31 protein-coding genes are annotated in these 26,607 nt (G+C 69.9%); 21 read left to right on the forward strand and 10 right to left on the reverse strand.

The features are described from left to right. The first annotated feature begins 3 nt into the window (after window positions 1-3). The 7 genes from QF027_RS27625 (at window position 4) to QF027_RS27655 (ending at window position 3,331) form a co-directional block, all read left to right on the forward strand. Window positions 4-252, forward strand: a complete 249-nt coding sequence (locus tag QF027_RS27625) for a type B 50S ribosomal protein L31 (protein WP_306978109.1) — start codon at window positions 4-6, stop codon at window positions 250-252. Next, a complete protein-coding gene (locus tag QF027_RS27630) occupies window positions 252-1,433 on the forward strand; it encodes a CobW family GTP-binding protein (RefSeq protein ID WP_306978107.1) in 1,182 nt (393 codons plus the stop codon). The genes QF027_RS27625 and QF027_RS27630 overlap by 1 nt, the downstream gene beginning before the upstream one ends. Next, window positions 1,433-1,666, forward strand: coding sequence for a 30S ribosomal protein S18 (gene rpsR / locus QF027_RS27635; RefSeq protein WP_307077774.1), 234 nt, complete (start codon window positions 1,433-1,435; stop codon window positions 1,664-1,666). The genes QF027_RS27630 and rpsR overlap by 1 nt, the downstream gene beginning before the upstream one ends. Window positions 1,667-1,731: 65 nt before the next feature. Then, the gene (locus tag QF027_RS27640; RefSeq protein ID WP_306978104.1) at window positions 1,732-2,103 is read left to right on the forward strand and encodes a VOC family protein; all 372 of its coding nucleotides are present in this window, start codon (window positions 1,732-1,734) and stop codon (window positions 2,101-2,103) included. Window positions 2,104-2,113: 10 nt separating this feature from the next. After that, the gene (locus QF027_RS27645) at window positions 2,114-2,482 is read left to right on the forward strand and encodes an ArsR/SmtB family transcription factor (protein ID WP_307077775.1); all 369 of its coding nucleotides are present in this window, start codon (window positions 2,114-2,116) and stop codon (window positions 2,480-2,482) included. After that, window positions 2,479-2,940, forward strand: a complete 462-nt coding sequence (locus tag QF027_RS27650; RefSeq protein WP_307077778.1) for an SRPBCC family protein — start codon at window positions 2,479-2,481, stop codon at window positions 2,938-2,940. Before QF027_RS27645 ends, QF027_RS27650 begins: the two co-directional genes overlap by 4 nt. 148 nt (window positions 2,941-3,088) lie before the next feature. Then, window positions 3,089-3,331, forward strand: coding sequence for a DUF397 domain-containing protein (locus QF027_RS27655; protein ID WP_176742548.1), 243 nt, complete (start codon window positions 3,089-3,091; stop codon window positions 3,329-3,331). Window positions 3,332-3,422: 91 nt separating this feature from the next. On the opposite strand, the gene QF027_RS27660 is transcribed toward QF027_RS27655, so the two are convergent. Beyond that, window positions 3,423-3,944, reverse strand: a complete 522-nt coding sequence (locus tag QF027_RS27660; RefSeq protein ID WP_306978097.1) for an ATP-binding protein — start codon at window positions 3,942-3,944, stop codon at window positions 3,423-3,425. 344 nt (window positions 3,945-4,288) lie between these two features. Here QF027_RS27660 and QF027_RS27665 point away from each other — a divergent pair, with 344 nt between their 5' ends. From QF027_RS27665 to QF027_RS27690, 6 genes are all read left to right on the forward strand, one after another. Continuing rightward, complete coding sequence (locus QF027_RS27665) at window positions 4,289-5,113, forward strand: helix-turn-helix domain-containing protein (protein WP_306986595.1); 825 nt, start codon at window positions 4,289-4,291, stop codon at window positions 5,111-5,113. Window positions 5,114-5,254: 141 nt separating this feature from the next. Further along, window positions 5,255-6,715 carry an aldehyde dehydrogenase family protein gene (locus tag QF027_RS27670; RefSeq protein WP_307077780.1) on the forward strand — a complete coding sequence of 487 codons (1,461 nt, stop codon included), beginning with the start codon at window positions 5,255-5,257 and terminating at the stop codon, window positions 6,713-6,715. 117 nt (window positions 6,716-6,832) lie between these two features. Beyond that, complete coding sequence (locus tag QF027_RS27675) at window positions 6,833-7,369, forward strand: DinB family protein (RefSeq protein ID WP_307077782.1); 537 nt, start codon at window positions 6,833-6,835, stop codon at window positions 7,367-7,369. Between the two features lie 18 nt (window positions 7,370-7,387). Next, entirely contained in the window at window positions 7,388-8,029 is a 642-nt protein-coding gene (locus tag QF027_RS27680) for a PadR family transcriptional regulator (RefSeq protein ID WP_306978090.1), read from the forward strand. 83 nt (window positions 8,030-8,112) lie between these two features. Next, window positions 8,113-9,066 carry an ATP-binding cassette domain-containing protein gene (locus tag QF027_RS27685; RefSeq protein WP_307082510.1) on the forward strand — a complete coding sequence of 318 codons (954 nt, stop codon included), beginning with the start codon at window positions 8,113-8,115 and terminating at the stop codon, window positions 9,064-9,066. Beyond that, complete coding sequence (locus QF027_RS27690; RefSeq protein WP_306978088.1) at window positions 9,063-9,824, forward strand: ABC transporter permease; 762 nt, start codon at window positions 9,063-9,065, stop codon at window positions 9,822-9,824. The genes QF027_RS27685 and QF027_RS27690 overlap by 4 nt, the downstream gene beginning before the upstream one ends. Before the next feature lie 19 nt (window positions 9,825-9,843). Here QF027_RS27690 and QF027_RS27695 read toward each other — a convergent pair whose 3' ends face one another. Continuing rightward, a complete protein-coding gene (locus tag QF027_RS27695; RefSeq protein ID WP_307077785.1) occupies window positions 9,844-11,127 on the reverse strand; it encodes an ion channel protein in 1,284 nt (427 codons plus the stop codon). A gap of 117 nt (window positions 11,128-11,244) precedes the next feature. Here QF027_RS27695 and QF027_RS27700 point away from each other — a divergent pair, with 117 nt between their 5' ends. After that, the gene (locus tag QF027_RS27700; RefSeq protein ID WP_307077787.1) at window positions 11,245-12,006 is read left to right on the forward strand and encodes a MerR family transcriptional regulator; all 762 of its coding nucleotides are present in this window, start codon (window positions 11,245-11,247) and stop codon (window positions 12,004-12,006) included. A gap of 31 nt (window positions 12,007-12,037) precedes the next feature. Here the strand turns inward: QF027_RS27700 and QF027_RS27705 are convergent, their stop codons facing one another. Next, window positions 12,038-12,403, reverse strand: a complete 366-nt coding sequence (locus QF027_RS27705) for a YbjQ family protein (RefSeq protein WP_069764631.1) — start codon at window positions 12,401-12,403, stop codon at window positions 12,038-12,040. A gap of 131 nt (window positions 12,404-12,534) precedes the next feature. Between QF027_RS27705 and QF027_RS27710 the strand changes: the two genes are divergently transcribed. Then, entirely contained in the window at window positions 12,535-13,413 is an 879-nt protein-coding gene (locus QF027_RS27710; protein ID WP_307077789.1) for a DedA family protein, read from the forward strand. A 19-nt stretch (window positions 13,414-13,432) separates the two neighbouring features. Here the strand turns inward: QF027_RS27710 and QF027_RS27715 are convergent, their stop codons facing one another. Together QF027_RS27715 and QF027_RS27720 are read right to left on the reverse strand one after the other, a co-directional pair. Continuing rightward, complete coding sequence (locus tag QF027_RS27715) at window positions 13,433-15,100, reverse strand: threonine/serine exporter family protein (RefSeq protein ID WP_306978080.1); 1,668 nt, start codon at window positions 15,098-15,100, stop codon at window positions 13,433-13,435. A gap of 101 nt (window positions 15,101-15,201) precedes the next feature. Beyond that, a complete protein-coding gene (locus QF027_RS27720) occupies window positions 15,202-15,693 on the reverse strand; it encodes an inorganic diphosphatase (protein ID WP_007383738.1) in 492 nt (163 codons plus the stop codon). A 79-nt stretch (window positions 15,694-15,772) separates the two neighbouring features. Between QF027_RS27720 and dacB the strand changes: the two genes are divergently transcribed. From dacB to folE, 6 genes are all read left to right on the forward strand, one after another. Beyond that, window positions 15,773-17,410 (forward strand): D-alanyl-D-alanine carboxypeptidase/D-alanyl-D-alanine endopeptidase, encoded by a 1,638-nt coding sequence (gene dacB, locus QF027_RS27725; RefSeq protein WP_306978074.1) that lies wholly within the window; start codon window positions 15,773-15,775, stop codon window positions 17,408-17,410. A 66-nt stretch (window positions 17,411-17,476) separates the two neighbouring features. Next, window positions 17,477-18,604, forward strand: coding sequence for a zinc-dependent metalloprotease (locus QF027_RS27730; protein WP_266387166.1), 1,128 nt, complete (start codon window positions 17,477-17,479; stop codon window positions 18,602-18,604). Between the two features lie 193 nt (window positions 18,605-18,797). Beyond that, window positions 18,798-19,841 carry a tRNA lysidine(34) synthetase TilS gene (gene tilS, locus QF027_RS27735; protein ID WP_306978070.1) on the forward strand — a complete coding sequence of 348 codons (1,044 nt, stop codon included), beginning with the start codon at window positions 18,798-18,800 and terminating at the stop codon, window positions 19,839-19,841. Window positions 19,842-19,913: 72 nt separating this feature from the next. Then, window positions 19,914-20,453 (forward strand): hypoxanthine phosphoribosyltransferase, encoded by a 540-nt coding sequence (gene hpt, locus QF027_RS27740; RefSeq protein ID WP_266518604.1) that lies wholly within the window; start codon window positions 19,914-19,916, stop codon window positions 20,451-20,453. A 185-nt stretch (window positions 20,454-20,638) separates the two neighbouring features. Continuing rightward, window positions 20,639-22,672: an ATP-dependent zinc metalloprotease FtsH gene (gene ftsH / locus QF027_RS27745; RefSeq protein ID WP_306986592.1), complete on the forward strand. Its 2,034-nt coding sequence runs from the start codon at window positions 20,639-20,641 to the stop codon at window positions 22,670-22,672. 120 nt (window positions 22,673-22,792) lie between these two features. Then, entirely contained in the window at window positions 22,793-23,398 is a 606-nt protein-coding gene (folE, locus tag QF027_RS27750) for a GTP cyclohydrolase I FolE (protein ID WP_306978068.1), read from the forward strand. 50 nt (window positions 23,399-23,448) lie between these two features. On the opposite strand, the gene QF027_RS27755 is transcribed toward folE, so the two are convergent. The 5 genes from QF027_RS27755 to folP form a co-directional block, all read right to left on the reverse strand. Next, window positions 23,449-23,934 carry a DUF3180 domain-containing protein gene (locus tag QF027_RS27755; RefSeq protein WP_266561214.1) on the reverse strand — a complete coding sequence of 162 codons (486 nt, stop codon included), beginning with the start codon at window positions 23,932-23,934 and terminating at the stop codon, window positions 23,449-23,451. Between the two features lie 68 nt (window positions 23,935-24,002). Continuing rightward, complete coding sequence (gene folK / locus QF027_RS27760) at window positions 24,003-24,614, reverse strand: 2-amino-4-hydroxy-6-hydroxymethyldihydropteridine diphosphokinase (RefSeq protein WP_266561212.1); 612 nt, start codon at window positions 24,612-24,614, stop codon at window positions 24,003-24,005. Continuing rightward, window positions 24,611-24,970: a dihydroneopterin aldolase gene (gene folB, locus QF027_RS27765; RefSeq protein ID WP_057612423.1), complete on the reverse strand. Its 360-nt coding sequence runs from the start codon at window positions 24,968-24,970 to the stop codon at window positions 24,611-24,613. The genes folK and folB overlap by 4 nt, the downstream gene beginning before the upstream one ends. 236 nt (window positions 24,971-25,206) lie before the next feature. Beyond that, window positions 25,207-25,710, reverse strand: a complete 504-nt coding sequence (locus tag QF027_RS27770; protein ID WP_280863326.1) for a nuclear transport factor 2 family protein — start codon at window positions 25,708-25,710, stop codon at window positions 25,207-25,209. Further along, a complete protein-coding gene (folP, locus tag QF027_RS27775) occupies window positions 25,707-26,567 on the reverse strand; it encodes a dihydropteroate synthase (protein ID WP_306978063.1) in 861 nt (286 codons plus the stop codon). Before folP ends, QF027_RS27770 begins: the two co-directional genes overlap by 4 nt. Window positions 26,568-26,607: the final 40 nt, after the last annotated feature.

Below are 26,607 nucleotides of genomic sequence, written 5' to 3' on the forward strand. Positions count from 1 at the left end.
CTCGTGCGCCAGGGAATCCACCCCGCCTACGGCCCCGTCGTCTTCCGCGACCGTGCCGCGAACTACGCCTTCCTGACCCGCTCGACGATGACGAGCGAGAAGACGGTCGAGTGGGAGGACGGCACCACCTACCCGGTCGTCGACGTCGAGATCTCGAACGTCAGCCACCCCTTCTACACCGGCACGGCCCGCGTCCTGGACACCGCCGGCCGCGTGGAGCGCTTCGAGCGCCGGTACGGAAAGAAGGGCTGATGCTCTCCGTCGTGATCGTCGGCGGGCTGCACGCCGACGCCCGCAAGGCGGCCGTCGGACAGCTGCTCGCCGACGTGCCGGGCAGTGTCGTCCTCCACCACGACCTGGCGACGGCCGCGGCCGGCACCGTCGTACGGACGATCCGCGACGCCACCGGCATCCTGTCCGCCGGCGAGACACCGCTGGTCAACGACTGTGCGTGCTGCGCGCTCCGGGAGGACCTGGTTCCGGAGCTGCGCCGCCTGGACGCGGCCGGGACGCTCCGCCTCGCGGTTGTCGAGCTGTGGGACTCCGTCGAGCCCAAGGCGATGGCCGAGGTGGTCGCGGCCGGTGGTCTCACGGTCACCGGTGTGATCACCGCGGTCGACCCGGCACTCGTCCTGCCCTGCCTCGGCAACGGCGACGACCTCGCCGAGCGCGGTCTCGCCGCCGCGGCCACCGATCAGCGCACGGTCGCCGACACCTTCGCCCGCCAGCTGGAGTACGCCCCCGTCCTCGCCGTCCTCGACTCCCCGGAGGCCGACGAGGAGGACCGTGAGCTGCTCGCCCAGCTCCATCCGACGGCCCGCCAGGTCCCGATCGGAAGCGGCCGCCGGACGGACCCGGCGGTCGGCACCCGCCCTCCCGTACGGCACTCCGCGCACTCTCCGCTGGTCCGGGCCGCCCTCGCCGGATTCGACGTGGAGTCCGCCGCTGCGGCCCAGCACCCGGCCTGCGCCCTGCTGCCCGCCGAGGCCGACGCGCACGGTGTGTCCACGCTCGTCTGGCACCGTCGTCGGCCCTTCCACCCGGAGCGGCTGTACGAGGCGCTGGAGGACATCACCTGCGCGGCGGCCCGCAGCCGGGGCCGGTTCTGGCTCGCCGACAAGCCGGACGTGCTGCTGCACTGGGACGCGGCCGGCGGTGCCCTGTGCGTGGAGAGCGCCGGTCCCTGGCTGGCCTCGCTCCCGGACGCGGCGTGGGACATGGTCCCGCCGGTACGCCGGGCGGCAGCGGCGATGGACTGGCACCCCGAGCACGGCGACTGCTGCCAGCACCTCGTCTTCACCTCGCCCGGCCTTGACCGCGACGGCCTCGAACGGCTCCTGGAGTCCTGCCTGCTGACCGACGCCGAGTATTCCGCGGGGCGCGACGCCTGGAAACGACTCCCGCCCGCCTTCGACACCCTCCTGGAGGTCTGATGCCTCGCAACCCCGACCGCAGGCCCGTCAAGAACCGGCCCAACCCGCTGGACGCGGCCAAGGTCACCTCCATCGACTACAAGGACACCGACCTGCTGCGGAAGTTCATCTCCGACCGGGGCAAGATCCGCAGCCGCCGCGTCACCCGCGTGTCGGCCCAGCAGCAGCGACTGCTCGTCCGTGCGATCAAGAACGCCCGCGAGATGGCACTGCTGCCCTACTCCAGCAGCTGAGGCCCTATAGGTAGGCCTTTCCCTACGGTTGACTCGTAGGGAAAGGCCTACCTATTCTCCTCGGTATGACCATCACCCACGCCTCCTTCGTCACTCTCCCCGTCACCGACCAGGACCGCGCCCTGCGCTTCTACACCGATGTCCTCGGTCTGACCGTCACCGCCGACCGGGACCTGCCCCAGGGGCGCTGGCTCCAGGTCGCCCCCGAGGGTGCGCAGACCGTCTTCACGCTCTCCGGTCCGGGCATGGGCGGCTTCGAGCCCGGCTCGGCGCGGGGGATCATGTTGGTCACGACCGACGTCGACGCGGACTGTGCGCGGCTCACGGAGGCCGGGACCCCTGTGCAGGGACCCGACGAGTTCCCGTGGGGCCGCATGGCCTCCTTCACGGACCCCGACGGCAACGGTCTGACGCTGCTGACGGAGGCACACCAGTAGGAAGGCCGGCATGACCGCATCCGGGGCCGTCGAGGCCGGGACCACCGAGGCCGACGCCGACCGCGTCTTCGCCGCGCTCGCGAGCGCCGTGCGCCGCGAGGTGCTGCGGCTGCTGCGGGACGGGGGACCGCAGCCCGTCCAGGCCCTGGCCGACCACTTCGACATGCGGCGCCCGAGCCTGTCCGAGCATCTGCGGGTGCTGCGGGAGGCGGGCCTCGTCTCCGAGCAGCGCTCCGGCCGGCAGCGCATCTACCGGCTGGAGGCGGCCCCGCTCGCCGAGGTGCAGGACTGGCTCCATCCGTACGAGCAGTTCTGGCGCGGACGGCTGAAGGACCTGGGCGCGCTGCTGGACCGTATGCCCGACGATGACGTGACATGAGCAACGCACCCGACGACGACCTCACGGTCATCCGCGTCGACCACTTCTTCCCGCACCCGCCGGCCAAGGTCTGGCGCGCCCTCACCGAGCCCGACCTGCTCGTGCAGTGGCAGATGCAGGGGGCGGAGGCGTTCCGGCTCGAGGTGGGACACCGGTACACCCTGACCTCCGTCCCGAGGCCCAACTCGAACTTCTCCGGCACCGTCGACGTGGAGGTTCTCGCGTTCGAGCCGCAGCGGATGCTGAGCCTCCGGTGGACCGACGCCGATCCGGCCAACTCCGCGGACTGGACCGTCACATGGAAGGTGGAACAGGAAGGGCGCGGAACGCGTCTCTTTCTAGTGCACGAGGGTTTCGATCCCGACGACCCCGCTCAGCTGATGGCCCGGACGATCATGGACGGGGGCTGGCGGACGCATGTGATGCGGGCTCTGGGGCACACGATGGAACGTATCTAGCGCCCCACGCGTCACATCTGTAACCGCAGGAACACCCCTCGTGCACGTGCATCTGCTCATGCATCTGCACGTGAACAGAGCTATGATCCGGACCAGTTGACCGCTGCATCACTGGCCACAAGGCCACCGCACCACCGGGGAGCGACCTGTGGACCTCGACGTGTACAACGGCATGACGGCCACGGCTCTGCGTGGGGTGGCCTGGCAGAAGAGCCGGCACAGCAACTCGCAGGGTTCCTGCGTGGAGTTCGCGCGCCTGCCCGACGGGGGAGTTGCGGTTCGCAACTCCCGTTTCCCGGACGGCCCCGCGCTCGTCTACACGCGCGCGGAGATCGAGGCGATGCTCCTCGGTATCAAGGACGGCGAGTTCGACCACCTGATAGCGGGTTGAGCCCCGGTCACCTGCGGGTGACCGGGGGTAACCACTCCAGCGCACGGTGTAACGCGCGTAGAACCGTGGCGTCGTAAAAGGCCGCGATGTATCACTCGGTGGAGGCCGCGGCCGGACCGGCGTGCGGCTGGAGCCGGAACAGCGCCCAGACCAGCTTGCCGCCCAGCGTCCCCGCCATCGGATGCCAGCCCCAGCTGTCGCTGAAGGAGTCGACGAGGAACAGCCCGCGCCCGGACTCCGCCGAGAAGTCGTCGGAATCACCCGCGACCGGACTGTCCTGGCTGGGGTCGCGCACCGCGCACACCAGTCGCTCGGTCCACCGCATCAGGTGCAGCCGCACAGGCGGATTCTGCTCCTCGGTGTGCACACCGGTCACCGGCACCGCGTGCCGCAGCGCGTTGGTGACCAGCTCGGAGACCACGAGACAGATGTCGTCGAAGTGGTCGCTCAGCTCCCAGTGCTCGAGCGTTCTGCGGGTGAACCGCCGTGCGTCGCCCACCGCTTCGTAGCGGGCGGGCAGCGAACAGGAGGCGGCGTCGGACACGGCCGCAGGATCCAGCGGCGGAAGGCCCTGCCTTAACGGCTCGAGCATGGTCGATCCATTCATCCCCATGCGAGGCACTCCCGGGAACTCGCGGTCGTTGCGATGCAGCGGTTGCGCGGGACCATGGTTTCGGATGAGCGATGCAGATGCAAGGTGCAGATGCACGTGCAGCTGACCGAATTGGACCCACCCGTACCGCTTGTTGGCCATTTTTTCCGCCATCTTCTCCACTACTTCTTGTCTCTTCCTCCTCTCTACCTGTCTCGGCCCTGTGCAGAATCTTTGGCTTCTTTCCATATCTGTAATCGGACGAGTACTGCTCGGAGTGTTTTAGTGGCAGACTTCGGCCCCTGAAGACGTTGGGGAGGCTGGCGAACGTGAGCGCGGGAGAGCCCGGATCGGTGGTGCGGCGGATGCTGCTCGGCTCGCAACTCAGGCGACTGCGGGAAGCGCGGGGCATCACGCGCGAGGCGGCGGGCTACTCGATCCGCGCGTCCGAGTCGAAGATCAGCCGGATGGAGTTGGGCCGGGTGAGCTTCAAGACGCGTGACGTGGAGGACCTGCTGACGCTCTACGGCATCACGGACGAGCAGGAGCGGAAATCGCTCCTGTCTCTCGCCCGCGAGGCCAACGTCGCGGGCTGGTGGCACAGTTACTCCGACGTCCTGCCGAGCTGGTTCCCCACCTATGTGGGTCTGGAGGGCGCCGCCTCCCTCATCCGCGCCTACGAGGTCCAGTTCATCCACGGCCTGTTGCAGACCGAGGCGTATGCACGTGCAGTGGTGCGGCGCGGTATGAAGGGCGCGAGCGAGGCGGACGTCGAGAAGCGTGTGGCGCTGCGCCTGGAGCGGCAGAAGTACCTGGCCGACGACGGCGGTCCCGAGTTCCATGTGGTACTCGACGAGGCGTCGCTGCGCCGGCCGTACGGCGACCGCGAGGTGATGCGCGGACAGCTCCAGCACCTCATCGAGCTCTCCGAACGCCCCAACATACGGCTGCAGATCATGCCGTTCGGCTTCGGCGGCCACTCCGGTGAGAGCGGCGCCTTCACGATCCTCAGCTTCACGGAGTCCGATCTGACGGACGTCGTCTACCTGGAGCAGCTCACCAGCGCGCTTTACCTGGACAAGCGCGAGGACGTCGCGCAGTACGAGAAGGCGCTGAAGGAACTCCAGCAGGACAGCCCGGGCCCGGACGAGAGCCGGGATCTGCTGCGCGGTCTCCTCCAACTCTCCTGAGCGCGCAGGATCTCCGCCAACACTCCTAGGGTTCTCCCCAGAAGATTGCTCAGCGTGCCCAACTGGCGTGCTGCGCCAGTACGATGACGTGTGATCAGACCGTGACGTTGATCGTGTGTCTGCTAGTGATTTGGGGATCACATGTCGTCGTACTTCACCGACCTGGCCCAGCAGTACATCGACGGTGAGTGGCGCCCGGGTACGGGCTCCTGGGACATCATCGACTTCAACCCGTACGACGACGAGAAGCTGGCATCGATCACGATAGCCACGGTCGACGAGGTCGACGAGGCGTACCAGGCCGCCGCCCGCGCACAGAAGAAGTGGGCCGAGACCAACCCCTACGCCCGCCGTGCGGTGTTCGAGAGGGCGCTCCGGCTGATCGAGGAGCGTGAGGGGGAGATCGCCGAGGCGATCATCGCGGAGCTCGGCGGCACCCGCCTGAAGGCCGGCTTCGAACTCCACCTCGCCAAGGAGTTCCTGCGCGAGGCGATCAATCTCTCGCTGCGTCCCGAGGGCAGGATCATCCCCTCGCCGGTGGACGGCAAGGAGAACCGCGTCTACCGCGTGCCGGTCGGCGTGGTGGGTGTGATCAGCCCCTTCAACTTCCCCTTCCTGCTGTCGATCAAGTCGGTCGCCCCCGCGCTCGCGCTCGGCAACGCCGTCGTCCTCAAGCCGCACCAGAACACGCCGATCGTCGGCGGCTCCCTGGTCGCGAAGATCTTCGAGGATGCGGGGCTGCCCGCCGGTCTGCTCAACGTCGTCATCACCGACATCGCCGAGATCGGCGACGCCTTCCTCGAGCACCCGATCCCGAAGGTCATCTCCTTCACCGGCTCCGACAAGGTCGGCCGCCACGTGGCCACCGTCTGCGCCCAGCACTTCAAGCGCTCGGTCCTCGAACTGGGCGGCAACAGCGCCCTCGTGGTCCTCGACGACGCCGACCTCGACTACGCGGTCGACGCCGCCGTCTTCAGCCGCTACGTCCACCAGGGCCAGGTCTGCATGGCCGCCAACCGCGTCCTCGTGGACCGGTCGGTCGCCGAGGAGTTCACCGAGAAGTTCGTCGCCAAGGTGCGGACGCTGAAGGCCGGCGACCCGCGCGACCCCGAGACGGTCATCGGCCCGGTCATCAACTCCTCGCAGGCGGACGCCATCTCGGGTGCCGTCGAGCAGGCGCTCGCCGACGGCGCGACGGCCCTGGTGCGCGGCACCAGGACGGACAACCTGGTCGAGCCCTCCGTCCTGACGGACCTGCCCGCGAACTCGCCCCTCCTCAAGCAGGAGCTCTTCGGTCCGGTCGCCCTCCTCGTCACCTTCGACGGCGAGGAGGAGGCCGTCCGTCTGGTCAACGACACCCCGTACGGCCTCAGCGGCGCCGTCCACACCGCGAACATCGAGCGCGGTGTCGCCTTCGCCAAGCAGATCGACACCGGCATGTTCCACGTCAACGACGGCACCGTCCACGACGAGCCGATCGTCCCCTTCGGCGGCGAGAAGCAGTCCGGCATCGGCCGCCTGAACGGCGACACCATGCTGGACTCCTTCACCACCACCAAGTGGATCTCGGTCCAGCACGGCCGGAGCGGCTTCCCGTTCTGATTTCTGGCGTACGACCGCTGCCGCGCGGGCCTTTGAGGACCGGAACTGTCCTCAAGGGCCCGTAGCTTCGTGGGTGTCGGGGGGAAGGCCCCCCGAGCCCGACGAAAGGCGGCGGTCATGGTCACTCACGTTCCCGCGGAGGAGTACGGCGACGAGCGCGGAGCGCTCCTGTCCTTCCTGGAGGAGCAGCGCGGCGGGGTCCGGCGCGCGGTGCTCGGGCTGACGCACGAGCAGGCCGTGAGCCGGCCGAGCGTGAGCGAGCTCTCCCTGGCCGGGCTGGTCAAGCATGTCGCCGAGACCGAGCAGGGCTGGATCGCCCGCGCCAGGGCCGAGGAGCCGGCCGTGCACCGGGACCCGTCGAACTGGCACGAGTGTTTCGCCCTGGTCGACGACGAGACCGTCGAGTCGCAGCTGGCGTACTGGGAGAAGGTGGCCGCCGAGACGGAGGCGTTCGCCCGCTCGGTGCCGAGCCTCGACGACACCTTCCCGCTCCCTGACCAGCCCTGGTTCCCGCCCGGGGGCCGGGTCTCCGTGCGCTGGGTGCTTCTGCACCTGATCCGGGAGACGGCCCGGCATGCCGGGCACGCGGACATCATCCGCGAGTCCCTCGACGGGAAGACGGCGTTCGAGCTGGTTGCGCTCGCCGGAAAGTGACGTCCTAACCTGGACCGCATGTCAGCGATCCGTCTTCTCGTGCTCGGCGCGGTGCGCCAGCACGGGCGGGCCCACGGCTACCAGGTGCGCAACGACCTGGAGTACTGGGGCGCGCACGAGTGGTCCAACGCCAAGCCCGGTTCGATCTACCACGCCCTGAAGCAGATGGCGAAGCAAGGGCTGCTGATCGAGCACGAGACGGCGCCGTCCACCGCGGGCGGCCCGCCGCGCACGGAGTACGAGATCACCGAGGCCGGCACCGAGGAGTGCTTCAGGCTGGTGCGCGAGGCGCTGACCTCGTACGACCAGAAGATGGACGTCAAGTCGGCGGCGATCGGCTTCATCGTCGAACTGCCGCGCGCCGAGGCCGTGGCGCTGCTGAAGGAGCGGATCCGCGGGATCGAGGCGTGGCGTTCCTCCGTCACCGAGCACTACGTGCCCGAGGACGGCCCGGAACAGCTCGGCCACATCGGCGAGATCATGAACCTCTGGATCCACACGGCCGACGCCGAGGCGGAGTGGACCCAGGGGCTCATCGCCCGTATCGAGGGCGGGGCGTACACCTTCGCCGGGGAGGGCGCCCCGTTCGTCGGTGTCCTCGCCGAGGGCGAGGAGAACCCGTACGCGACGGGGGAGCGGCACCCCGGGGACGCTCGCTAATCAAGTTTGACGAATGCGCTCCGCAGCGTTACTTTGGGCATGTAGTCAAGTTTGACTACATGCTGATCCTGGAGGGTGCCTCGATGACCGACGTGATCGTCGCGGAAGGCCTGCGGAAGCGGTACGGCGACAAGGCCGCCCTGGACGGGCTCGACCTGAGGGTCGCGCGCGGAAGCGTCCATGGCGTGCTCGGCCCCAATGGCGCGGGAAAGACCACCCTGGTCCGCGTCCTGTCCACCCTGTTGCGCCCGGACGAGGGCCGCGCCGAGGTGGCGGGCCACGACGTGGAGAGCGAGGCCTATGACGTACGGCTGCGGATCGGCCTGCTCGGCCAGCACGCGGCCCTCGACGAGGAGCTCGGCGGCCGCCAGAACCTGGAGATGTTCGGCCGTCTCTACCACCTGGGCGCCCGCCACGCGCGTGTGCGCGCCGACGAACTCCTGGAGCACTTCGGCCTGGCCGACACCGGGCGCAAGCCGGTCCGCGCCTACAGCGGCGGCATGCGGCGCCGCCTCGACCTGGCCGCTTCCCTCATCCGCGACCCGGAGGTGCTGTTCCTGGACGAACCCACCACCGGCCTCGACCCGCGCGGCCGCTCCGAGGTGTGGGCCGCGGTCCGCTCCCTGGTCGGCGGCGGTACGACGGTCCTGCTGACCACGCAGTACCTGGAGGAGGCCGACCAGCTCGCCGACCGCATCTCCCTCGTCGACCGGGGCCGGGTCGTCGCCGACGGCACGGCGGACGAGCTGAAGGCGCGAACCGGCGGCGACCGCATCGACGTGGTCCTGCGGGACGGGGTCCAACTGGGCGCGGCCGTCGCCCTGTTGCCTCTCGACGCGTCCGGGGTCTCGGTCGACCCCGACCGCCGACTGCTCAGTGCCCCGGTCACCGACCGGATGGCGGCGCTCTCCGGTGTCGTACGGGCTTTGGAGGCGGCCGGAATCGAGGCGGAGGACGTGGTCCTGCGCCGGCCCACGCTGGACGAGGTGTTCCTGCACCTCACCGGTGACGACCACCGAGTGAAGGAGGCCGTGTGAGCACGTACGCGCTGACCGATTCCTGGACCATGACCCGGCGCGAACTCGCCCACTGGGCACGGCAGCCGGTGCGGGTCCTCGTCGGGCTGGTCTTCCCCGTGATGCTGCTGCTGATGTTCGGCTATCTCGTCGGCGGCGGCCGGGGCGTCGAGGGGGAGTACGTCGACTATCTGGTGCCGGGGATGCTCGCGCTGACCATGGCGTTCGGGCTGGAGGCGACCATGATCGCCGTCACCCAGGATCTCAACAAGGGCGTGATCGACCGCTTCCGGTCCATGCCGATGGCCAACGGGGCCGTTCTGGTGGGCCGTTCGGCCGCCGACATGCTCCAGTCCGTGCTGAGCCTGGCCGCGATGATCGGCGTCGGCCACGCGATCGGCTGGCGGGTCCACGGAGGCGTCGGCGGACTCCTGGCCGCGGTGGGCCTGTTGCTGCTCTTCCGGTTCGCGATGCTCTGGATCGGCATCCATCTGGCGATGGTCGCCGGGAAGCCGGAGATGGTGCAGGCCGTGCAGATCCTGGTCTGGCCGGTCGGCTTCCTGTCCAACGCCTTCGCGACCCCGGACTCCATGCCCGGCTGGCTGGGCACGGTCGTCGACTGGAACCCGATGTCCCAGACGGCGACGGCCGTCCGCGACCAGCTGGGCGGCCCCGGCGGCGAACCGGGTCACCTGTGGGCCGCGGTCCTCTGGCCGCTGGCCCTTCTGGCGGTGTTCTTCCCGCTGGCCCTACGGCGGTTCGCGCGCCTGAGCCGCTAGAGCCTCACCGGGTCGTCGGTCAGCGGACCGGGGTTCCGTCCTCGTGCACCTGCATCTGCGGACGCCCGGTCACCAGCAGCCAGGCCGGCAGGGAGGCGATGCACAGCAGCGCGAGGATCGCGGGCGAAGTCACCAGCACGGCGGCGACGAACAGACTCACCCAGGCCTGCCGGGTGACGGCCAGCAGCATGCCCAGTACCCCGGCCCCCACGCCGAGGGCCGGGTGCACGGCGTCCACGAGCGCGTGGGCGCACAGCCCGAAGGCGACGCCGACGAACACAGCCGGGAAGATCCGCCCGCCCCGGAAGCCGCAGGAGGCCGCGACGAGCAGTGCGGCCAGCTTCACCACCGTCATCGTGGCGTACTCCCCGGCCGACCAGCCCGCCGGATCGGCCGCCAGTTCGCCAATCTCGTCGAGCCCCTTGAAAAGCGTCAGATGACCCCCGACGGCCGCGAGCAGCCCCAGGACGAGCCCGCCGACCGGAAGCGCCACCATCGGGTGCCGCAGGCGCGCGAACGCGCCGTGGACGTACGGGAAGGACAGCACGGCCACCATGCCGAGCAGCGCGGCGGCCGACGCGACCACCAGCACCGCCAGCAGATCGCCCCAGTCGGGCTGCCCGAACGCGGGCAGCCCCAGGTCGAAGGTCGGATCGGCCACCAGGGTGGTCGTCAGCGCGCCCGCCGCGGCCGCCGCCAGCGGCCCGAAGACGTTGTCCCACAGCGCGCCCCTGAGCTGCCGCCCGGCCAGTGCCTCGGAGATCACCAGCGCCGCCGCCACCGGCGTTCCGAACAGCGCGCCGATCGTCGCCGCCTCCGCCAGCGCCGGCCACAGCCCGCGCGGCAGTCGTGGGGCCAGCCGACGCCCCAGCCAGAACGCGAGCCCCACGTTCACCGCGATGATCGGGTTCTCGGGGCCCAGGCTCGGGCCGCCCGCGAGCGTCAGCGCGGTCGCGAGGACCAGCCCCGGCAGCACGGCGGGCGGCAGCACGGGAGCGTCCAGACCGGTGGTGGCCGGATCGGGACCGGCGTGCCCGGGCACCTTCCACACCACCAGACCCACGGCCACCCCGGTCGCGGTGAGCATGACCAGCATCCACAGCACGGAGTAGCGGCCCACCCCCAGCGCGTCCGGCAGGGTCCGCCACAGCACGTGCTGGAGCTCCTCGGCCGCCGCGCTCACCCCGAGGAGCAGCAGACTCGCGCCCACCCCGACGACGAAAGCAGGGAGGATCAGCGGCAGCAGCGCGCGGGCCGGGGTCGCCGGGGCGGCGGATGCCTGCTGCGCGGTGTCCTGGGCCACGGGCACACGATAAGCGGACAAAACGGTCGGGACATCCGGAGATGTTCATGCCGGGCTTGCACCTCACGCGGCGTGAGGAGCCACCGTGGAGCGCGTACCGAGAAGGGAGCGGACGAAGTGAGCTACTCCGTGGGACAGGTCGCGGGCTTCGCCGGCGTCACGGTGCGCACGCTGCACCACTACGACGACATCGGCCTGCTCGTGCCCAGCGAGCGCAGCCACGCGGGCCACCGGCGCTACAGCGACGCCGACCTTGACCGGCTGCAGCAGATCCTGTTCTACCGCGAGCTCGGCTTCCCGCTCGACGAGGTCGCCGCCCTGCTCGACGACCCGGCCGCGGACCCGCGCGCGCATCTGCGCCGCCAGCACGAGCTGCTGACCGCCCGGATCGAGAAGCTGCAGAAGATGGCGGCGGCCGTGGAGCACGCCATGGAGGCACGCACGATGGGGATCAATCTCACGCCGGAGGAGAAGTTCGAGGTGTTCGGGGACAAGGACCCGGAGCAGTACGCGCAGGAGGCGGAACAGCGCTGGGTCGGCACGGAGGCGTACGCCGAGTCGCAGCGCCGCGCAGCCCGCTACACCAAGGACGACTGGAAACGCATGCAGGCCGAGGTCGCCGACTGGGGCGAGCGCTACGACGCCCTGATGGCCGCCGGTGACGCACCGACCTCCCCGGCGGCCATGGACATGGCCGAGGAACACCGGCGGCACATCTGCGCCTGGTTCTACGACTGCCCGTACGAGATGCACCAGGGCCTGGCCGAGATGTACGTGTCGGACGAGCGCTTCAAGGCGTTCTACGACTCCATGCGCCCCGGTCTCGCCGAGCACCTCAGGGACGCGATCGGGGCGAACGCGGCCCGCCACACTGCTTAGGCCACGCCACGCCCAGCCCCTGACCCGGGGTCTACTCCCGGGTCAGGACCACCGCCGTGCCGTAGGCGCACACCTCCGTGCCGACGTCCGCCGCCTCCGTCACGTCGAAGCGGAACATCAGCACGGCGTTCGCCCCACGCGCGCGTGCCTGCTCGACGAGCCGCTCCATGGCCTGGTTGCGGGTCTGCACCAGCGTCTTCGTGAGCCCCTTGAGCTCACCGCCGACCATCGACTTCAGCCCGGCACCGATCTGGCTGCCGATGTGCCGGGAGCGCACGGTCAACCCGAAGACCTCGCCCAGCACCTCCTGGACCCGGTGGCCGGGTACGTCGTTCGTCGTCACCACGAGCACGTCTGGCTGGGGCCCCTGGCCACCGCCGTATTCGTCAATACCCATGGCTCACAGCTTTGTCCCAGACCGGGCACAGTGCATCCTGGGGAGCCGCATGGAACCTGGGCCATCACGGCTGCGTTGATACTTTGGGCAGCCAGTCCCAGCCCGCACCCACACGCAGGAGCCACAATCCCGTGACCACGCTCGCGCTCGGCCCCGAGTGGCTCAGCCCCGACTATCTGATCGAGACCTTCAGCCTGCCAGGCATCCTGCTGATCGTCTTCGCCGAGTCGGGCCTCTTCGCGTTCCTGCCGGGCGACTCCCTGCTGTTCACGGCGGGCCTGTTCGTGGCCGAGGGGAACTTCATCAGCCAGCCCCTGTGGCTGGTCTGCACACTCATCGTGCTGGCCGCCGTCCTCGGCGACCAGGTCGGCTACATGATCGGCAAGTTCTTCGGGCCGAGGCTCTTCAGCCGCCCCAACTCCAAGCTCTTCAAGCAGGAGAACCTGGAGAAGGCCCACGAGTTCATGGAGAAGTTCGGCCCCAAGGCCATCGTCCTGGCCCGCTTCGTCCCGATCGTGCGCACCTTCGCCCCCATCGTGGCCGGCGCCGGCCGGATGAAGTACCGCACCTTCCTGACGTACAACGTGATCGGCGGCGTGGCCTGGGGCACGGGCGTCACCCTCGCCGGCTACTGGCTCGGCCAGATCGACGCCATCAAGAAGAACGTCGAGGCGATCCTCGTCCTGATCGTCCTGGTCTCGGTGGTCCCGATCATCATCGAGTACCTCCGGGAGCGCGGAAAGAAGAAGCGGGCGGCGGCCCAGGCCCCGCCCCAGCAGCCGTACCAGCCCATGGACGACGCGACGACCCAGCTCCGCCGCATCCCGTCGGACGACCAGCAGCCCCCTCAGCAGCAGAACGGCTACGACCAGTACTACGGCCAGCAGCCGCAGCCGCAGCCGCAGCAGCCGCAGCAACAGCAGCCGTACGCCCAGCAGTACCCGCAGAACTACGGCAACCAGCAGTACGGCCAGCAGAGCCAGCAGAACCCCTACAACCAGGGGTACTGAGCACTGCCGGGGGCGCGGGTCAGAACCCCCGCGTCCTCTTGGCGGCCCGCCGCTTCCCCGCGGAACCGACCCTCAGGAACAACCGGGAGATCTCAGATCCCAGGTTCACCCCGATGGCGATGGCCATGGCAAGCGCCGCCGCCTTCGACAGCGACACCAGCCCTTCGTCGACCTGGCTCTGAGCGATCGACAGCAACCCGAAGTACGTGGCGGACCCCGGCAGCAGGGGCCCGATCGCCGCGGTCGTGTACGGCAGGGCGGACGCGAACCGGTACCGGGACAGCAACTGCCCGAACAAACCGACCAGTCCCGCCGCGACAGCCGTGGAGGCAACCGGGGAGAACTCGCCGGTGTAGTGCATCGCGCCGTACACACACCAGGCCACACCGCCGTTCAACGTGACGGCCAGCACGGTGGATCGTTCCTGCTGAAGCAGCACGGCAAAGGTCAGCGACAGCAGCATCGACGCCGCGATCTGCCACAGCGGCCGCGAATCCGTCGACAGCGCCTCGTCGGGGTTGAGATGCGCCCCCAGCTGCACGCCGACGTAGAGCATCACCAGCACGCCGACCACGATGCCCACGAAGAAGTACATGACCTCGAGGAGCCGGGCCGACGCGGTGATGTAGAAGCCGGTCAGCCCGTCCTGGACGCCCGCCACCAGCGCCCGCCCGGGCAGCAGCGCGAACAGCCCACCGGTGATGACCGCGGACGCCTTCACGTCCGCGTGGGCCAGCGTCAGCGCGATCCCGATCGCGGCGGGCGGCATCGCGGCGACCGTGAACTGGTAGAACTCCGGCAGCCCGCGCCCCGCGCACAGCCACGCCAGCCGGTCGCCGAGCATCGCCCCCAGCATGGCCGCGACGAACACGAGCAGGTCACCGCCGACCAGCACGGAGGCCGCCCCCGCGAGCAGCCCGCTCGCCGACGTGAGCACCCAGGTCGGATACGGGTGCCGGTTGCGGCGGATCTCCGCGAGCCGCCGGTAGGCGTCCTCCAGGGAGATGGCCGTCTCGGGGTCGCTGAGGTCGTCCACGAGCTGGAACACGGCCGCAAGGCGCGTGTAGTCGGTGCCGCGCCGCCGTACGGTCCTGGAGGCCGTCACGGGATCGTCCACGAGCGACGGCTGGTACGTGATCGACAGCAGGGTGAAGGTGACGTTCGGCTCGCAGCGGTCCAGGCCGTAGGACCGGCAGACGGCGAACATCGCCGCCTCCACGTCCTCCGCGCCCTCACCGCCCGCGAGCAGCAACTCGCCGATACGCAGGGTCAGGTCGAGCACGCGCGGGACGGCCGGACCGGCCTCGTCCTCGGGCTTGTGCACCAGCTCCGGCGCGGGCCGCTCGGCCACCGGCATCCGCAGCATCGTGCGCATCCGGTCCTGCCAGGGCACGTCCTTGGTGAGGCTGACCACCGGTATGCCGGTCGGCGGGGTGAACGCGGGCGGCGCGTCCTTCGCGCTGTAGGTGCGGGGCGTACTGAACGCCGACCCCTCGGGCTCCGCGGTCGGCGGCTGCGGGACGTCCAGCCCCTTCGGGAGCGCGAACTCGGACGTGGTCTCCGGCTCGCCGCCGATGGTTCTGGGCATGGCGAGCCCGTCGGGAACGGCGAACTCGGACGTGATCTCGGAGTCGTAGAAACTCCTGGCCTCGTCCGACTGCGGCTTGCGGTGCTCCGCCTCCGTCACTCCGTAACGCTCCCTGAACGACACATTCCGTAGGCCTCAGTATGCGCGGGCATGCTGACGGGCCGCACGCGTGCGCGTGCGGCCCGTCAGAGGCACAGGGCTCAGTGGCCGCCCTGGTCCTTGAAGCGCTTGTAGGACCGCTCGATCTCGGCCTCGGCATCGACGCGGCCGACCCAGTCGGCGCCCTCGACGGACTTGCCGGGCTCCAGGTCCTTGTAGACCTCGAAGAAGTGCTGGATCTCCAGGCGGTCGAACTCGGAGACGTGGTGGATGTCGCGCAGGTGCTCCACCCGCGGGTCCGTCGCCGGGACGCACAGCAGCTTGTCGTCACCGCCGGCCTCGTCCGTCATGCGGAACATGCCGATCGCACGGCACTTGATGAGGCAGCCCGGGAACGTCGGCTCGTCAAGAATGACCAGCGCGTCCAGCGGGTCGCCGTCCTCGCCGAGGGTGTTCTCGACGAAGCCGTAGTCGGTCGGGTAGGCGGTCGAGGTGAAGAGTCGACGGTCCAGGCGGATCCGACCGGTCTCGTGGTCCACCTCGTACTTGTTCCGCGAACCCTTCGGGATCTCGATCGTGACGTCGAACTCCACCGGTGGCTCCTCCATGATCAACACATAGTTCTGGTGGTTAAGTGTCCCTCACGCTGGTGTGTGATCGCGAAAGGGGCTGTTGGTCGTGCCTGAACTGAGGCCTTGGCGGGCCGCGAGACCGCATGCGACGCGGGTCGCAAACGCCGTACGACCGCGTCTGGCACGCGCCGCGGGCGCCGTACGTCCAGGACTGACCCGGGCCACGGACGCCGTACAGCCGTATCTCGCACGGACCGTCGCCGCCGTGAAACCGCAGGTCACACGGCTTGCACGGATTCCTCGCCCGAAGACCGTCAAGACCTGGCAGTACACCGCCGGCGCCGCCACCGCCGGTCTGGCGCTGGCCGCCACCGTGGCGACCGCCGCCGGTCCGTGGGACTCCTCGGGTCAGCGTACGGCCGAGCGGGACCGGGCGGTCGCCCTCGAGCGGACGGGTGGCACAGATCACGGAGGCGATTCCGGTACGACGGCCGCCGGGCCGCGCCCCGCTCCGAGCGCCCCGTCCGTGCTCACCGCACTGGGCGGCGCGGCCAACACGGTGAAGTCCGCCCCGACCGGCACGGCGCTCGCCGCCGTCCTCGACCCGCTCCTCGGCAACACCGCACTCGGCACCCGCCACACGGCGGCCGTCGTGGACGTCGCCACCGGCAAGCGGCTCTACGGCGCGGGTGCCGGCACGGCACTGACCCCCGCCTCCACCACGAAGATCGCCACCGCCGTCGCCGCCCTGTCCGCCCTCGGCGCCGACCACCGCCTCATCACGCGCACGGCCCTGGAAGCGGACACCAAGGAGCTCGTCCTTGTCGGCGGCGGCGACCCCACGCTCACCGCCCGCGCGGACGCCGAGGGCTGGGCGAGCCTGCGCGAACTGGCCGAGGAGACCGCCACGGCCCTGAAGAAGCGGGACATCACGACCGTCACGCTGTCCTACGACAAGACCCTCTACGCGGGCTCCGAGATCCACCCGATCGGGGTCAACGACAACCTCGCCCCCGTCAGCGCCCTGATGGTGGACGAGGCCCGCACCGACGACACGGCCAGTGGACCGGCGCCGCGTACGACGGACCCGGCGGCGGCCGCGACCCGCACGTTCGCCCGGTTCCTGTCGGACAACGGCATCAGGACGACCTCACCCGGACCCTCCAAGGCGACCGGCCGCGCCGAGAACCTCGCCGAGGTCCTCTCGCCACCCCTGTCCGCCCTGGTCGAACGCATGCTGACCAACAGCGACAACGACATCGCCGAGGCCCTCGCCCGCCAGACCGCCGTGGCGGACAGGCAGCGCGCCGACTTCGCGGGCGGCGGCAAGGCGATCCGTGCCCAGCTGAAGAAGCTCGGACTCCCGCTCGCCGGCGCCGACTTCCACGACGGCAGCGGACTCGACCGCGCCGACCGGCTCACCGCGAACCTGCTGACGTCCCTGCTGGTGAAGGCGGGCGACCCGGCCCACCCGGACCTGAGACCCGCCCTCACCGGCCTCCCGGTGGCCGGCTTCACCGGCACCCTGACCAGCCGTTACACGGACGGCGCGGCAGGCGTCGTACGGGCGAAGACCGGCACCCTGACCGGGGTGAACACCCTGGCCGGGACGGTCGTGGACCAGGACGGCCGGCTGCTGGCCTTCGCGTTCCTGACCTCGGACACGACGGATCCGGGAGCGGCGCAGAGCGCGCTGGATCGCACCGCCTCGGCGCTGGCGGCCTGCGGCTGCGGCTGACCCGGCGCCCGCCTTGCCCTCCCGCGCGGCCTGCCCCAAGTGGGAACGCTCACGTACGGTTGACGCATGACGAGCATCGGTGGTGCCGAGATGGTCGACTGGAATCTCGCGGTGGCGACCGCGACCCGGCTCGTGCGGCCGGGCCCCGACGTGAGCCGCGACGAGGCCCGGGCCGTCGTCGCGGAACTGCGCCGGCACGCCAAGGCCTCGGAGGAACACGTCCGCGGCTTCACCCGGATGGGGACGGAAGGCGTCCACGACACTCCCGTACTCGTCGTCGACCGCCCCGGCTGGGTCCGGGCGAACGTCGCCGGGTTCAGGGAGATCCTCAAACCGCTCCTGGAGAAGATGCAGGAGCGACGCGGCAACACCCCCGGCGGCGCGGTCCTCGGGGCCGTCGGCGGCAAGGTGACGGGCGTCGAGCTCGGGATGCTCCTGTCGTTCCTGTCCTCCCGCGTCCTCGGCCAGTACGAGACCTTCGCCCCGGCCACCCGCGAACTCCCGGCGGGGGAGAACGGCGGCGGCCGACTCCTCCTGGTCGCCCCGAACATCGTGCACGTGGAGCGCGAACTCGACGTCCAGCCCCACGACTTCCGCCTCTGGGTGTGTCTGCACGAGGAGACGCACCGCACGCAGTTCACGGCCGTGCCCTGGCTGCGTGACCATCTGGAGGGCGAAATCCAGTCGTTCCTCGGGGAGACCGAGGTCGATCCCATGACCGTCCTGGAGCGCATCCGGGAGGCCGCCCAGTCGCTGGCCGGCGGGCGTCCCGAGGGCGAGGAGGAGGACGACGGCGGACGCTCCCTCGTGGAGATCGTGCAAACGCCGGCCCAGCGGGAGATCCTGAGCCGCCTCACGGCCGTGATGTCCCTCCTGGAGGGCCACGCCGACTTCGTCATGGACGGAGTGGGTCCGGCCGTCGTACCGAGCGTCGCCGAGATCCGCGAGAAGTTCCAGCAGCGGCGGGCCAAGGGCGCCTCTCGCCTGGACATGGCTCTGCGCAAGCTGCTCGGCCTGGACGCCAAACTCCGGCAGTACCGCGACGGTGAACGCTTCGTGCGGGCCGTCGTCGACCAGGTCGGCATGGACGGCTTCAACCGCGTGTGGACCTCCCCCAACACGCTCCCGACCAAGACGGAGATCGCCAAACCGGCGGACTGGGTCGCGCGGGTGCACCGCAAGGCCGAGTCGTGAACCGTGTACGGACGTCGTGAGAGGAATCCGGCCGACGGCAGGCAAACGCCCCTTCAATCACCCGTCCGAGGGACCGTGAGCGAGGGGTAGGCGTGCAATGCTCGGGGAACGCCCCGGTTCTGTCACCATCTACACACTCTGAGTGACCGAATCTCGGGCTCACCCCCCGAAAACTTCATGAAGGGAACCGGACATGGGTCCCCATCCTGCGGTCGCGGCGATACGCCTGGCGGTCCGCCGCGTCCTCCACGACGTCCTCGACGACCATCACGCTTCTGCTGACCGTGCCGCTCCTGGCGAGCAGAGCTCTCACGAGCGCCCGCCGTCGCCGCTCGTACTCGTGGCCTGCTCCGGCGGTGCCGACTCCATGGCTCTCGCCTCCGCCCTCGCCTTCGAGGCTCCCAAGCTCGGCATCCGCGCCGGCGGCGTCACCGTCGACCACGGCCTCCAGCCCGGCTCCGACCTGCGCGCCGAGGAAGTCGCCCTCAGGCTGCGGGAACTCGGCCTGGACCCCGTCGAGTCCACCGCCGTGACCGTCGGCCGCGAAGGCGGTCCCGAGGCCGCCGCGCGCGACGCCCGCTACGCCGCCCTCGACGCCGCGGCCGAACGCCACGGCGCCGCCGCCGTCCTGCTCGGCCACACCCGCGACGACCAGGCCGAAACCGTCCTGCTCGGCCTCGCCCGCGGCTCCGGCACCCGCTCGCTGTCCGGCATGGCCGCGGTCTCGGGGGCCGACGGCCGTTATCGCCGGCCCTTCCTCGAACTCGACCGGCAGATCGCGCGCAAGGCCTGCATGGTCCAGTCCCTGCCCGTCTGGGACGACCCGCACAACACCGACCCCGCCTACACGCGCTCCCGGCTGCGCCACGAAGGCCTGCCCGCCCTGGAGAAGGCGCTCGGCAAAGGAGTCGTCGAGGCCCTCGCCCGTACGGCCCAGCTCTCCCGCGACGACGCCGACGCCCTCGACGCCTGGGCCCGCCAGGCCGAGGCCTCCGTACGCGACGCCGCGGGCCTCCTGGAGTGCGCCAAGCTCTACGCCCTGCCGCCCGCCGTGCGGCGCCGCATCCTGCGCCAGGCGGCCATCGAGGCAGGCGTCCCGGCCGGTTCGCTCTTCGCCCGTCACATCGAGGAAGTCGACCGTCTGATCACCGGCTGGCGCGGCCAGGGAGCCATCAATCTCCCGGGCAAGGTCGTCGTCCAGCGGCAGGGTGGCAGACTGGTAATTCGGCAAGGCTGAACGCTTGCTCCCCTCGGGGAGCGACGGACGGCTGGTGGGACGACCGAAAGTGATGCGGTGGACGCGAAAGACATGGGTGCCGACCTCAAAGAGGTACTCATCACCAAGGAAGAGATCGACGCGAAGCTCGTGGAGCTCGCCGCGAAGATCGACGCGGAGTACGCGGGCAAGGACCTGCTGATCGTCGGCGTCCTCAAGGGCGCGGTGATGGTCATGGCCGACCTCGCCCGGGCGTTGTCCACCCCTGTCACGATGGACTGGATGGCCGTGTCCTCCTACGGCGCGGGCACCCAGTCCTCCGGCGTGGTGCGGATCCTCAAGGACCTCGACACCGACATCAAGGGCAAGCACGTCCTGATCGTCGAGGACATCATCGACTCCGGCCTGACGCTGTCCTGGCTGCTGTCCAACCTGGGCTCCCGCGAGCCGGAGTCGCTCAAGGTGTGCACCCTGCTGCGCAAGCCGGACGCCGCCAAGGTCGCCATCGACGTCGAGTGGGTCGGCTTCGACATCCCCAACGAGTTCGTCGTCGGCTACGGTCTCGACTACGCCGAGAAGTACCGCAACCTCCCGTTCGTCGGTACGCTCGCGCCCCACGTCTACGGCGGCTGAGCCAGACGGCTCAAGCCCTGTAAGACGATCGGGAACCCCAGCGGGTTTCGCGCCGTTGGAGCATGCAGACGGGTTCGTGAAGCCCTCCCGTGCGGCTTCGGCCCACAATGCTGGGGTACCGTCAGAAGAACTGTCTTATCAAACTCACTATGGCAGGAGGGACGGGGCGGCACCGCTCCGTATGGATGGACGTGAAGCGATACTTCCGTGGGCCGGTCATGTGGATCGTGCTGGCCGTCCTTGCCGTGGTCGTGTTGATGCAGGTCGTCGGCTCGTCCGGTGGCTACAAGACGGTGGACACCGGCCAGGTCGTCCAGGCGATCAATGACAACAAGGTCGAACAAGCCAAGCTGACCACCGGCGACGAGAACACCATCAAGGTGCAGCTCAAGGACGGCGAAAAGGTCGAGGGCAGCTCGAAGATCCAAGCGAGCTACATCGGCGACCAGGGCGTGACCATCGCCAACACGCTGCAGACCAAGTACCAGGACAAGCAGATCCCCGACGGGTACACCGTCTCGCCGACGAAGCAGAACGCCTTCGTCGGGATCCTGCTCTCCCTGCTCCCCTTCGTCCTCATCGTGGTCGTCTTCCTGTTCCTGATGAATCAGATGCAGGGCGGCGGCTCCCGGGTCATGAACTTCGGGAAGTCCAAGGCGAAGCTCATCACCAAGGACACCCCGAAGACGACGTTCTCGGACGTCGCAGGCTCGGACGAGGCGGTCGAGGAGCTCCAGGAGATCAAGGAGTTCCTCCAGGAACCGGCGAAGTTCCAGGCGGTCGGGGCCAAGATCCCCAAGGGCGTACTGCTGTACGGCCCTCCCGGCACCGGCAAGACCCTGCTCGCGCGCGCCGTCGCGGGCGAGGCCGGTGTCCCCTTCTACTCGATCTCGGGTTCCGACTTCGTCGAGATGTTCGTCGGTGTCGGTGCCTCCCGAGTCCGTGACCTCTTCGAGCAGGCCAAGGCGAACGCCCCGGCGATCGTCTTCGTCGACGAGATCGACGCGGTCGGCCGCCATCGCGGCGCCGGCCTCGGCGGCGGTCACGACGAGCGCGAGCAGACGCTGAACCAGTTGCTCGTCGAGATGGACGGCTTCGACGTCAAGGGCGGTGTGATTCTCATCGCCGCGACGAACCGGCCCGACATCCTCGACCCGGCCCTCCTGCGCCCCGGCCGCTTCGACCGCCAGATCGCGGTCGACCGACCGGACATGCAGGGCCGTCTGGAGATCCTCAAGGTCCACCAGAAGGGCAAGCCGGTCGCTCCGGACGTCGACCTCTCGGCCGTCGCCCGCCGCACCCCGGGCTTCACCGGCGCGGACCTGTCGAACGTGCTGAACGAAGCGGCGCTCCTCACGGCGCGCAGCAACAAGAAGCTCATCGACAACCACATGCTGGACGAGGCGATCGACCGCGTCGTGGCGGGCCCGCAGAAGCGGACCCGGATCATGTCGGACAAGGAAAAGAAGATCACCGCGTACCACGAGGGCGGACACGCCCTGGTCGCGGCGGCCTCCCCGAACTCCGATCCGGTCCACAAGATCACGATCCTCTCGAGAGGCCGTGCTCTGGGCTACACGATGGTCCTGCCGGACGAGGACAAGTACTCGACCACGCGCAACGAGATGCTCGACCAGCTCGCCTACATGCTGGGCGGCCGCGCTGCCGAGGAACTGGTCTTCCACGACCCGACCACCGGCGCCGCGAACGACATCGAGAAGGCCACGGCGACCGCCCGCGCGATGGTCACGCAGTACGGCATGACCGAGCGTCTGGGCGCCATCAAGTTCGGCGGCGACAACACCGAGCCGTTCCTCGGACGTGAGATGTCGCACCCGCGTGACTACTCGGAAGAGGTCGCCGCGCTGGTCGACGAAGAGGTCAAGAAGCTCATCGAGACCGCGCACAACGAGGCCTGGGAGATCCTGGTCGAGAACCGCGACGTCCTCGATCAGCTGGTGCTCCAGCTGCTGGAGAAGGAGACGCTGAACAAGGAGCAGATCGCCGAGATCTTCGCTCCCATCGTCAAGCGTCCCCCGCGGCCGGCCTGGACCGGCTCCTCCCGCCGCACGCCCTCCACCCGTCCGCCGGTGCTCTCCCCCAAGGAGCTCGCACTGACGAACGGCGCCAACGGCGCGGGCCCGGCGATCACCACCGCCAAGGCCACCTCGTCAGAGCCGGTCACGGACCCGGTTCCCGAGGAGCGCCCCGAGAGCTGACGCTCACCCGTCCCGCCCCGGTGACCTCACCGGACCCGGAATGGATGCCGCGCCCCCCAGGTTTTAGCCTGGGGGGCGCGGCGTTTTCGGCCGTGAGGGACTCTAGGAACGAGGCACCAGATGACCGACCCCGTGACGCTGGACGGCGAGGGCTCCATCGGCGAATTCGACGAGAAGCGCGCCGAGAACGCCATCCGCGAGCTGCTGATCGCGGTCGGGGAGGACCCGGACCGAGAGGGCCTGCGGGAGACTCCGGCGCGGGTGGCCCGGTCGTACAGGGAGATATTCGCGGGGCTGTGGCAGAGGCCCGAGGACGTGCTGACCACGACGTTCGACCTGGGGCACGACGAGATGGTGCTCGTGAAGGACATCGAGGTGTACTCGACCTGTGAGCACCACCTGGTGCCGTTCCGGGGCGTCGCCCATGTCGGGTACATCCCGGCCACCACGGGCAAGATCACGGGGTTGTCGAAACTGGCCCGGCTCGTGGACGTCTATGCTCGCCGGCCGCAGGTGCAGGAACGGCTCACCACGCAGATAGCGGATTCCCTGATGGAGATCCTGGAGCCGCGTGGCGTGATCGTCGTCGTGGAGTGCGAGCACATGTGCATGTCCATGCGGGGCATCCGCAAACCCGGTGCGAAGACGCTCACGTCGGCCGTGCGCGGTCAGCTGCGGGACGCGGCGACGCGCAACGAGGCGATGAGCCTCATCATGGCGCGCTGACCGGTCCGGCTGTTCTCGGGCCTTTGTTTAACGGGCCTCTGTTTCGGGCCTCACGCAGTCGACGCGGCGCCCGTGTTCCGGTCGTCGTCCTCCGGAAGCTTGCACACGCGCTCCAGGAAGATGGCCGCCGCTATCACCGCGATCCCGGCCAGGACCGAGAAGCCGGCGTAGATGGCCTGATCGCGGCGGGCGGGGATGTCGAGGGATTCCAGGAGGAAGACGCCGGTGCCGCCGTACATGCCGGAGACGAGGGCGGCGACCAGGGCGCTGGCCTGGCCGAAGACGACCGCGCGGGCGGCCATCAGCGGGTCGACGCCCTTCGCCTCGGGGACGCGCTCGCGCTGGGCCTTCAGGCGGGCGCGGATGGAGAGCGCCGTGGCCATGAGGACCACGGCGATCAGGGCGAGAACGATGGGGGCGGCCAGCGGGACGCTGGGCAGGGTCCCGACCGAATTCCACAGGCGGGCGCCCGCCCAGGACAGGATGCCGGCCACGGCGAACACGCCGGCCAGCAACCTGATGCGCAGCTCTCTCACGGTGCCCCTTCAGCTCCCCCGAGGTCCTTGGGCGGTCCCACGGACTGTGGTCGTCTTGACCTTAACGGCTATTCGGGCAGCTGGAGTTCCAGGTCCTTGCGGGGTTCCACGCCGTTTCGCGTGACGGTGTCGAGGAGTTCGGCGACCGGGCCGCGGCCGGGCAACTGGGCCTCGGGTTCCACGTCGTGCCAGGGGACGAGCACGAAAGCGCGCTCATGGGCGCGGGGGTGGGGCAGGGTGAGGACCGGATCGTCGGAGACCACCTCGGCGTACGCGACGATGTCGACGTCGAGGGTGCGCGGGCCCCAGCGCTCGTCCCGCACCCGGTTGAAGGCCTCCTCGACCGCGTGCGCCCGCTCCAGCAGGGAGGACGGGGGGAGCGTGGTCTTCAGCACGACGACCGCGTTGAAGTACGACGGCTGGCTGTCGGCCGCCACGCCCCACGGCTGCGTCTCGTAGACGGGGGAGACGGCCTTGATGCGGACGCCGGGCGTGTCCTCCAGGGCGTCGATGGCCCCCTGGAGGGTCTCCAGGCGGTTGCCGAGGTTGGAACCGAGGGAGAGCACGGCCCGCTTCGGGTTGTGGAGGGTGGTGTCGGCGGCGTCCACCTGCTGCACGACGGAGGCGGGCACCGGCTGTACGGTCGGGTCGCTGTGACCCGCGGCGAAGGACGCGGTCATACTCGGCTCCGGGTGATGGTGACGGTCACGTCGTCGAAGGGCACGGTGATCGGTGCGTCGGGTTTGTGGACCCTGACCTCGACCTCCTCTACCCCTTCGTGCTTCAGACAGGCCTGGGCGATGCGCTCGGCGAGCGTCTCGATGAGGTTGACGGGTTCGCCCTCGACGACGGCCACGACCTCCTCCGCCACGATGCCGTAGTGCACGGTCTTCGTCAGGTCGTCGTCGGCGGCAGCCGGCCGGGTGTCCAGTCCCAGGACGATGTCCACGATGAAGGTCTGGCCCTCCTCGCGCTCCTTGGGGAACACACCGTGGTGCCCGCGGGCCTTCAGGCCGCGCAGCGCGACACGATCCACGCGAATCACTCCTGCAATCGTCGGTGACGGCCGGTCCGTACCGTGTGCGGGCGGTACACCGGTCTCGAACGAATCTACCTGCGAGCACGGACGGGGCCGGGCCACGGGGGCGCGGGCCGGGGCCGGGGTCCGCAGGTTTCACCGTGTGTTTCCCCTGGGGAACCCGGCGGCTCACGGGTTGGTAGCCGCCCATACCCAGGGGTTCGTGATTCCAACCACTTATTGGTTCGACGGGTTCAGGAAGGGGTTTCCCCGTCCTCGTCCTCGTCGTTCTCGGCCAGCACCGGAGAGGCGTGGTGGGACCACATCTTCCAGCCCTCGGGGGTGCGGCGGAACACGTTCGTGGCGACCACCAGCTGGCCGACGAGCGGTCCGAGCTCCTCGCCGCCCTCGGGCGCCGGGCCGCCGCTGAGGATGTTCTCGGTGCACGTCACCAGGGCGGTGTCGCCGGTCACGGAGACGTGCACGTCCGTGAGGAAGAACTGGATGTAGTCCGTGTTCGCCATGATCAGCGCGTACGACCTGAGGACCTCGCCGCGGCCGGTCAGCACGGGCCAGCCGGGATGCACGCAGGAGACCACGCCGACGTCGGCCGGGTCGTGGTACTCCTCGTCGACGCCCAGGTCGGCAGGGGTGAGCCAGAACGAGGACAGCTCCTCGAAGTCACCGCGCTCCAGCGCCTCGTAGAAGGCGGTGTTGGCGGCTTCCACCTGTTCCACGTCGGTGTGGGGGGCGCTCACCGGGCTCCTTCCACGGCGCGGGCGACCCGTACCGCGTCCGCCGTCGCGCGCACCTCGTGCACGCGCACCGCCCACGCGCCGGCGTGCGCCGCGAGGGCGGAGACGGCGGCCGTGGCGGCATCGCGCTCGCGGGCGGGCGGCGGGGCGCCTTTCGGACCGGCGAGGACACGGCCGAGGAACCGCTTGCGGGAGGCGGCGACGAGGAGGGGGTGGCCGAGGCGGAGAAGGCGGTCGAGGTGGGAGAGGAGGACCAGGTCGTGCTCGGCGTCCTTGGAGAAGCCGAGGCCCGGGTCGACGACGACACGGTCGGGAGAGACGCCGCCCGCGAGGACGGCGTCCACACGCGCGTGGAGCTCGTCGACGACCTCGGCGACGACGTCGGCGTAGACGCCCTTGACGTTGCCGCCCTCCAGGAAGCCGCGCCAGTGCATGACGACGAAGGGGGCGCTCGCGTCGGCGACGACCGGGATCATCGCGGGGTCGGCGAGGCCGCCGCTGACGTCGTTGACGAGGGCCGCGCCGGCGGCGAGGGCCTGTTCGGCGACGGAGGCGCGCATGGTGTCGACCGAGACGGTGACGCCTTCGGAGGCGAGGCCGCGGACGACAGGGATGACGCGCCGGAGCTCCTCGTCCTCATCCACCCGGGTGGCTCCGGGGCGGGTGGACTCGCCGCCGACGTCGACGAGGTCGGCACCCTCCTCGACGAGGGCGAGGCCGTGCTTGACGGCGGCCGTGGTGTCGAACCAGCGGCCGCCGTCGGAGAAGGAGTCGGGGGTGACGTTCACGACTCCCATGACCGCGCAGCGGTCCCATTCCGGAAGCCCGGCGACGTACCCGCGTCCGCTCTGCTTGCTCATGCGTTCAGCCTAGGCCCAGCGTGCAGCGGCGGGACCGCGC

This window comes from Streptomyces canus, from assembly GCF_030816965.1.
In the GTDB taxonomy this organism is placed as follows: Bacteria; Actinomycetota; Actinomycetes; order Streptomycetales; family Streptomycetaceae; genus Streptomyces; species Streptomyces canus_E.

What these genes read in the sequence shown, in the direction of transcription:
- QF027_RS27660 (WP_306978097.1), bottom strand. Translation starts at nt 3,944, where the DNA reads ATGGGGATGAATGGATCGACCATGCTCGAGCCGTTAAGGCAGGGCCTT.
- folE (WP_306978068.1), top strand. Translation starts at nt 22,793, where the DNA reads ATGACCGACCCCGTGACGCTGGACGGCGAGGGCTCCATCGGCGAATTC.
- QF027_RS27705 (WP_069764631.1), bottom strand. Translation starts at nt 12,403, where the DNA reads ATGGGTATTGACGAATACGGCGGTGGCCAGGGGCCCCAGCCAGACGTG.
- folP (WP_306978063.1), bottom strand. Translation starts at nt 26,567, where the DNA reads ATGAGCAAGCAGAGCGGACGCGGGTACGTCGCCGGGCTTCCGGAATGG.
- folK (WP_266561212.1), bottom strand. Translation starts at nt 24,614, where the DNA reads ATGACCGCGTCCTTCGCCGCGGGTCACAGCGACCCGACCGTACAGCCG.
- rpsR (WP_307077774.1), top strand. Translation starts at nt 1,433, where the DNA reads ATGCCTCGCAACCCCGACCGCAGGCCCGTCAAGAACCGGCCCAACCCG.
- QF027_RS27730 (WP_266387166.1), top strand. Translation starts at nt 17,477, where the DNA reads ATGACGAGCATCGGTGGTGCCGAGATGGTCGACTGGAATCTCGCGGTG.
- QF027_RS27645 (WP_307077775.1), top strand. Translation starts at nt 2,114, where the DNA reads ATGACCGCATCCGGGGCCGTCGAGGCCGGGACCACCGAGGCCGACGCC.
- QF027_RS27640 (WP_306978104.1), top strand. Translation starts at nt 1,732, where the DNA reads ATGACCATCACCCACGCCTCCTTCGTCACTCTCCCCGTCACCGACCAG.
- QF027_RS27685 (WP_307082510.1), top strand. Translation starts at nt 8,113, where the DNA reads ATGACCGACGTGATCGTCGCGGAAGGCCTGCGGAAGCGGTACGGCGAC.
- hpt (WP_266518604.1), top strand. Translation starts at nt 19,914, where the DNA reads ATGGGTGCCGACCTCAAAGAGGTACTCATCACCAAGGAAGAGATCGAC.
- QF027_RS27670 (WP_307077780.1), top strand. Translation starts at nt 5,255, where the DNA reads ATGTCGTCGTACTTCACCGACCTGGCCCAGCAGTACATCGACGGTGAG.
- QF027_RS27675 (WP_307077782.1), top strand. Translation starts at nt 6,833, where the DNA reads ATGGTCACTCACGTTCCCGCGGAGGAGTACGGCGACGAGCGCGGAGCG.
- QF027_RS27665 (WP_306986595.1), top strand. Translation starts at nt 4,289, where the DNA reads ATGCTGCTCGGCTCGCAACTCAGGCGACTGCGGGAAGCGCGGGGCATC.
- QF027_RS27630 (WP_306978107.1), top strand. Translation starts at nt 252, where the DNA reads ATGCTCTCCGTCGTGATCGTCGGCGGGCTGCACGCCGACGCCCGCAAG.
- QF027_RS27650 (WP_307077778.1), top strand. Translation starts at nt 2,479, where the DNA reads ATGAGCAACGCACCCGACGACGACCTCACGGTCATCCGCGTCGACCAC.
- QF027_RS27680 (WP_306978090.1), top strand. Translation starts at nt 7,388, where the DNA reads ATGTCAGCGATCCGTCTTCTCGTGCTCGGCGCGGTGCGCCAGCACGGG.
- tilS (WP_306978070.1), top strand. Translation starts at nt 18,798, where the DNA reads ATGGGTCCCCATCCTGCGGTCGCGGCGATACGCCTGGCGGTCCGCCGC.
- ftsH (WP_306986592.1), top strand. Translation starts at nt 20,639, where the DNA reads ATGGACGTGAAGCGATACTTCCGTGGGCCGGTCATGTGGATCGTGCTG.